Source organism: Kribbella sp. (assembly GCF_035687465.1).
GTDB lineage: Bacteria > Actinomycetota > Actinomycetes > Propionibacteriales > Kribbellaceae > Kribbella.
In genome coordinates this window covers 1-5,168 of the sequence record NZ_DASRXP010000073.1, presented here as the reverse complement: position 1 = coordinate 5,168, position 5,168 = coordinate 1, and the positions used below count along the sequence as shown (strand labels likewise).

Here is a 5,168-nt window from a genome sequence, read left to right as displayed (position 1 = left end):
ACGTCATACCTCGACCGGCCGGTCGAGGACTGGATCTCCTCCCGAGCCATCCTCGAGGCGTACTTCGACTCCGCCGGCGCCCGCGTGCACGAGGCGGAGGACGGCGCCGGGACGGCCGACGGCCGGGAGGTCGGCGGCCAGGTGATCGGAGTCAAGGAGGTTGCTGAGCTGGCTCGGGGTGGTTCGACTGAGGCGAAGCAGGCTTTGGTTAACGCCTTCGCTGCGCTGGCTGATGCGCTCGCGCCGTGGTTGGAGCGGTTCGGGGCGACGCGGGTCGTCCTGGGTGGGTCGATCTCGGGGGCGTTCGATGTGGTCCAGGAAGTATTCGACTTCGACGTCACAGTCACTGCGGATACCGAACATTCCGCCCTGATCGGCGCAGCTGCCCGCTTCGTCGCGGAGAACTGACGGTGCAGGTGGTTACGGTGGCCGTATGGCTTCCCGGAAACCCGCTCCCCGCATCGCCCCGCCGCGGCTCCGCGCGCATCTCGACTCCGGGGCGCCGACGCCCGAGGAGATCGACGACGAGGAGCGGCTGACCGATCTCGCGCTGGACGACGTCGACCTGAGCGACCTGATGGCGGAACACGTCGAGATCAGCGGCTGCCGGTTGACGCGCTGCAACCTCGGTGGGTCCGAACTGGAGAAGGCGATCCTGGTCGACGTCGTGCTGGACCACTGCGATCTCGCCAACGCCCGCTGGTCGGACGCCGCCGCGACCCGGCTCGCCGTGTCGTCCTCGCGCCTCACCGGGTTCGCGGGCCCAGGGATGAGCTTCCAGCATGCGACGTTCCAGGATTCGGTGCTGGACTTCGGCTCGTTCCGGTTCACGAAGTTTGTCAAGGCCGAGTTCACCGAGTGCCGGTTGCAGAACGCGGACTTCGTCTCGGCGGACCTGACCGGCACCATCTTCCGGCGCTGCGATCTGACCGCCGTCGAGTTCTCCCAGGTGAAGGCAAGCGGTGCGATCTTCGTGGACTGCACCTGGGAGGGTACTCGCGGCATCGGCAGCCTCGGCGGCGCGACCATCGCCAACTCCTCGCCGATCGACACCCTCGCCGTGACACTCGCGATGGCCTCAGCGCTGGACATCACCCTGGGCGATCCAGCCGAGCTGTGACCTACTTGCTCCGGAGGCCCACTCCATCGAGTACCAGAGAGACGGCTCCGCTGAAGGCTTCTTCGGCAGCCTGACGCCACGGGTCGGGTCCGGTCTTCGCTTGATGCTGCGCGATCGCCGTGCTCTCCGGGAATCTGTCGGCGAAATCCGGAGCGACTTCTTGGAGGACCTTGGCTCGCTCGGCCCACCAGGCTCTGTCCTGCTCGGAGACAACGCCCATCAGCTTCTGTTTGGCTGCCTCACGCACGATGCCGTACAGCGCGCTCGTCACCGACGGCCGGTGCTCTATCGCCAGCTCGGCCCGGGCCAGAATTCTCAGCAGGGACTCCAGAACGTCCTGCTCGTGCGGGCCGAAGGCGGGGCGGGCTTGCGAGACCTCCAGCAACCACGGGTGCCGTACGTAGAGATCCCGCAACTCCACCGACCACTTCGTCGCCGCCTTCCGCCAGTCCTTGGTTGACGAGGTCTTCAGCTCCGCGTGAGCACGGTCGTACATCAGGGTGATGAGTTCTTCCCGGCCGGGGACGTAGGTGTAGAGCGACATCGCAGTACGGTCGAGGTCGCGGCCGACGGCCCGCATCGTGACGCCCGCGATCCCGTCGCGGTCGGCGATCGCGATCGCCGTGGCGACGATCTCGTCGACGCTGGTCCGCTGGTTCGGGCCGCGCCTGGCCGGCGCCGCCTTGCCCCAGAGCAACTCGAGCGTGCGCTTCGCCTCGCCCTGGCCGGCGTACTCGGTCACTTTTCTCCTTACGACGTAAAGTGTTACTCTCCTGGCTAACACTATACGACGTAAGGAGTACCGTGAGCCTGGATTTCGAGGTGTCCGGCCCGAAGGATGCGCCGACTCTGCTGCTGCCGGTCAATCCGACGGCGCCGGCGGAAGGGCCCGAGACCGAGCAGATGCGAGCGTGGGGTGCCGACCCTGCCCTCGGACACACGCTGGTGAAGGGTTTCAGCGAGCGGTTCCGGGTGATCGCCTTCGACTACGAGGGCCACGTCCAGGCCAACCCTCGACCTGACACCCTCACCGCGGACACGATCGTCACCGACCTCCTCGCCATCGCCGACGCCGCCGGCGCCCAGACCTTCGCGTACTACGGATACAGCTGGCTCGGCATGATCGGGCTCCAACTGGCGATCCGGACCGACCGCCTCGCTGCGCTGGTGATGGGCGGCTTCCCACCCCTCGACGGCCCGTACGCCGCCATGCTCCAGGTCACCGAGGCCACCCACGCCATGGCCGGCGCGCCCACCGAGGGCAAGCAGGTCGAGGTCGGTGACTGGGAGAGCACAGAGGTTGCCCTGAGCAAAGAACAGACCCAGCAGTTCGCCACGCTCTACCGAGCTCTCCAGACCTTCGACGACCACGCTGTGCAGGACCGGATCAGTTGCCCGCGCCTTTGCCTCGTGGGCGGAGCGGACAACATCACCTACGGTCCTCGCTGGAACAACGCCCACGTGGCCATCGCTAGCCCAGTCGCGTCCAACCAGGTCGTCCTCGAGGACCTTGGCTGGACCGTGCGGATCCTCGAAAACCTGGACCACATGCAGGCCATGCAGGCGGCCCAGATTCTCCCCATAGTCGAACCCTGGCTGGCGAGCGCGCTCCTCTGAGGCGCTGTCAGCGGCGTTGGCGGTTGAGTTCGCGGGTTCGTTGGCGTTCCTGGAGGGCGGCGTACCACTGCTCGCCGCGCGGACCGCAACTCGTGCCGATGTGCCGGCTGAGGTCGCCGGTCTGCTGGTTGTAGCGGTCCAGCGCGGCTCCGCTGAGCGTGATCTCCTTCTGCAGCTTGCTCACCACGCCACCCAACTGGTCTGCGGAAGCCTGCGTGGTGGTCACGACCGCCGCCGACCGCCGGCCCTCGCCACGTAGCTGCCCGATCCGCCATTGCAGCATGGCGACACCACGGGCGAGTTCCGTGCGGGAGTCGGTCGCCTGCTTCTTGTGGTCGTACCAGCTGTCCGCCAGCAAGCGCGACTCGTTGTGCCGCTGGACGAGCGGCTGGAATCCCACCTCACCACCGCGCGCTTCGAGGCTCAGCAGCTCGAGCTCCTCGGCCTTCCGCTCGATCAGCCGTCTGTCGTCGACCAGTCGTTCGACGGCCACCGTCGCCCGGGCTGCGACCACCTCGACCTTCCGTACCTCCTTGCGGACGACCTCGGTCTGCTTCGAACTCCGGCCGCCCACCAGAGCGACGTACAGGTAAGCGAGAGCAACTGGGGCGACGAAGATGACCGCGAACCAGGCGCGCACGTCAGCGTCCTTCCAGTGCACGCCAGGCCGTGATCGCCGCTTGGGCGTCGCTGACCTGCAGGGAATCGCTCAGGAGGATCAACGACGTGTCGGCGGGGCTGCGATAGAGCTGCTCGGCCAGCAGACCAACCGTGCCGTGAACGATCTCGAAATGCAGAGCGGAGGTACCGGGCCGGCCGGCCGTGTCGACCATCTTCCTGAACCCCCGGCGCAGTTCTACCAAAGAGATCTTGAGGGTTGCGCTCTCGCGATAACGCTCCTCGAACAGCCTGATGATCACTGCCTGCCTGGTACGTACCACGTCAGTCGCCGACTCGCGCCCCTTGCGGTACCGCCGTTCTTCCAGCCGGTACTGCTGGGTCTGCAGCCGGAACCGGCGGATCTCGGCGACGCAGCCGCCAAGGGCCGCGATGATCGGCCCGGCCGCGCCGAGCGGGTTGAAGATGGTCGCCACGTGCATGGCCTCGTCGGACAGCGTCGCCTGGCCGTTCCGGACATGGATGATCTCGTTGGACATTCGCTTTGGCCCCCATCGGTTGCCGCCCCAGCGCGGGGGTTCGTCACCCGCTGCGACCAGGCTGACAGCACGGCGACCTCGCCACCATTACCCGCGGAAGGAGGTGCGGCCCCTGCCAGGGTCACCCTCGGTATGAGACCTACCGAGTGAGGAGTTTGCGGACGTCGTCGGCGACCTGGTTGCGACTGTCCATCTCGTACTTGCGCAGGATCGTGCTGAGGTGGGACTTCACGGTGTTGAGGCTGATGCCGAGCTCGGTGGCGAGGCGGTCGTTGTCGTGGCCCTCGACAAGCAAGACGGCCACTGCCTGCTGGGCCGGAGTCAGTTCGGCAAAGCGCCGCTCGGGGCCCTCATCGGCGTCCATCATCATCTCGATGAGTTCGGACTGGGTCTGCTCGGCGGTGCGGATCAGCTTGGTGAGGTGGTCCTTGACCGCCTGGGGAGCTTCCCCGGCTTCGGCGAGCGCGTCGTCCGCGATGGTGCGGAGCGAGGCGATCCGGTAGGACAGATACTCCAACACGGCTTCAGAGGTGAGCAGGTTCGGACTGTCCTCGCCCGCAGGCAGCAGCCGTAACGCGTCCCGGTCCTCAAGTTCGCGGGTGAGCACTCTGGCGATCATTCCCGCCAGCCACTCGAACGCCCGTACTGCGTTGTCGTCGTAGCTGTCGGGTTCGTAGCTGTGCATGGAGATCATGCCGAACAACTGCTCGGAACCGTCCTCTGCCGGGCGAAACATCGGCACGGTGACAGCGTCGGCTGACTGCCTGCTGAGATCACCGCAGGCGATCCCGGCCTGCAGCACAGCACCGTTGTCGTAGGCGAATCGGTAGGTCTGCCTGTGTTTCAGTAGCCAGGCTGTCTGGCCGTTCGGGCCATACGTGTGGGTGGCGGGATCGTCGTACTTGCCGCTGTCGTAGCCATAGGGATAGCGCACCCTGTTCGAGCCCTGAAGGAAGCCGACATAGAAGGTGTCGACCTTGGTGAGCTTGCCGGCCACCGCACGGACGTAGTCGTAGAGGCCGTAGTGATCGGTACGGTAAAGGGCCTCGATCTTGTGGTAGGCCTCGCGAAGGATGATCGCCGTCTCGGCATCGACGCGCAGGGATGACCCCGGCGCGGAGAGTTTCCCGGTCTGCACGTGGTCCACCTCCCACCCGGAAACAGCACTATGCCCCGGTTACACCCCGTTGCCAAGGGCCTGTCCGGCGATCAGCCTGCAGCCGATTACTCGCTGATTGGCATCGCGGTCGGGAGGCCCCAAGTGTCTGGGGAGT

General features: G+C 66.4%; 6 protein-coding genes and 1 pseudogene. 3 read left to right on the top strand and 4 right to left on the bottom strand.

The annotated features are described in order from the left end of the window. Both VFG33_RS03700 and VFG33_RS03695 read left to right on the top strand, forming a co-directional pair. Nucleotides 1–408: pseudogene (locus VFG33_RS03700) on the top strand (ROK family protein); the annotation flags it as partial. 25 nt (nucleotides 409–433) lie between these two features. After that, nucleotides 434–1,120: a pentapeptide repeat-containing protein gene (locus tag VFG33_RS03695; RefSeq protein ID WP_325022372.1), complete on the top strand. Its 687-nt coding sequence runs from the start codon at nucleotides 434–436 to the stop codon at nucleotides 1,118–1,120. Between the two features lies 1 nt (nucleotide 1,121). On the opposite strand, the gene VFG33_RS03690 is transcribed toward VFG33_RS03695, so the two are convergent. Continuing rightward, complete coding sequence (locus VFG33_RS03690; RefSeq protein WP_325022370.1) at nucleotides 1,122–1,862, bottom strand: TetR/AcrR family transcriptional regulator; 741 nt, start codon at nucleotides 1,860–1,862, stop codon at nucleotides 1,122–1,124. Between the two features lie 62 nt (nucleotides 1,863–1,924). Here VFG33_RS03690 and VFG33_RS03685 point away from each other — a divergent pair, with 62 nt between their 5' ends. Next, on the top strand, nucleotides 1,925–2,737 hold the full coding sequence (locus VFG33_RS03685) for an alpha/beta fold hydrolase (RefSeq protein WP_325022367.1): 813 nt from the start codon (nucleotides 1,925–1,927) through the stop codon (nucleotides 2,735–2,737). A 7-nt stretch (nucleotides 2,738–2,744) separates the two neighbouring features. On the opposite strand, the gene VFG33_RS03680 is transcribed toward VFG33_RS03685, so the two are convergent. From VFG33_RS03680 to VFG33_RS03670, 3 genes are all read right to left on the bottom strand, one after another. Further along, nucleotides 2,745–3,377 carry a hypothetical protein gene (locus tag VFG33_RS03680; RefSeq protein ID WP_325022365.1) on the bottom strand — a complete coding sequence of 211 codons (633 nt, stop codon included), beginning with the start codon at nucleotides 3,375–3,377 and terminating at the stop codon, nucleotides 2,745–2,747. Nucleotide 3,378: 1 nt separating this feature from the next. Next, entirely contained in the window at nucleotides 3,379–3,894 is a 516-nt protein-coding gene (locus VFG33_RS03675; RefSeq protein ID WP_325022363.1) for a hypothetical protein, read from the bottom strand. A gap of 139 nt (nucleotides 3,895–4,033) precedes the next feature. After that, complete coding sequence (locus VFG33_RS03670) at nucleotides 4,034–5,032, bottom strand: helix-turn-helix transcriptional regulator (RefSeq protein WP_325022361.1); 999 nt, start codon at nucleotides 5,030–5,032, stop codon at nucleotides 4,034–4,036. Nucleotides 5,033–5,168 lie beyond the last annotated feature (136 nt).

Bases quoted from the DNA above. Each gene is read 5' to 3' on its own strand.
- VFG33_RS03695 (WP_325022372.1), top strand. From the start codon at position 434: ATGGCTTCCCGGAAACCCGCTCCCCGCATCGCCCCGCCGCGGCTCCGC.
- VFG33_RS03675 (WP_325022363.1), bottom strand. From the start codon at position 3,894: ATGTCCAACGAGATCATCCATGTCCGGAACGGCCAGGCGACGCTGTCC.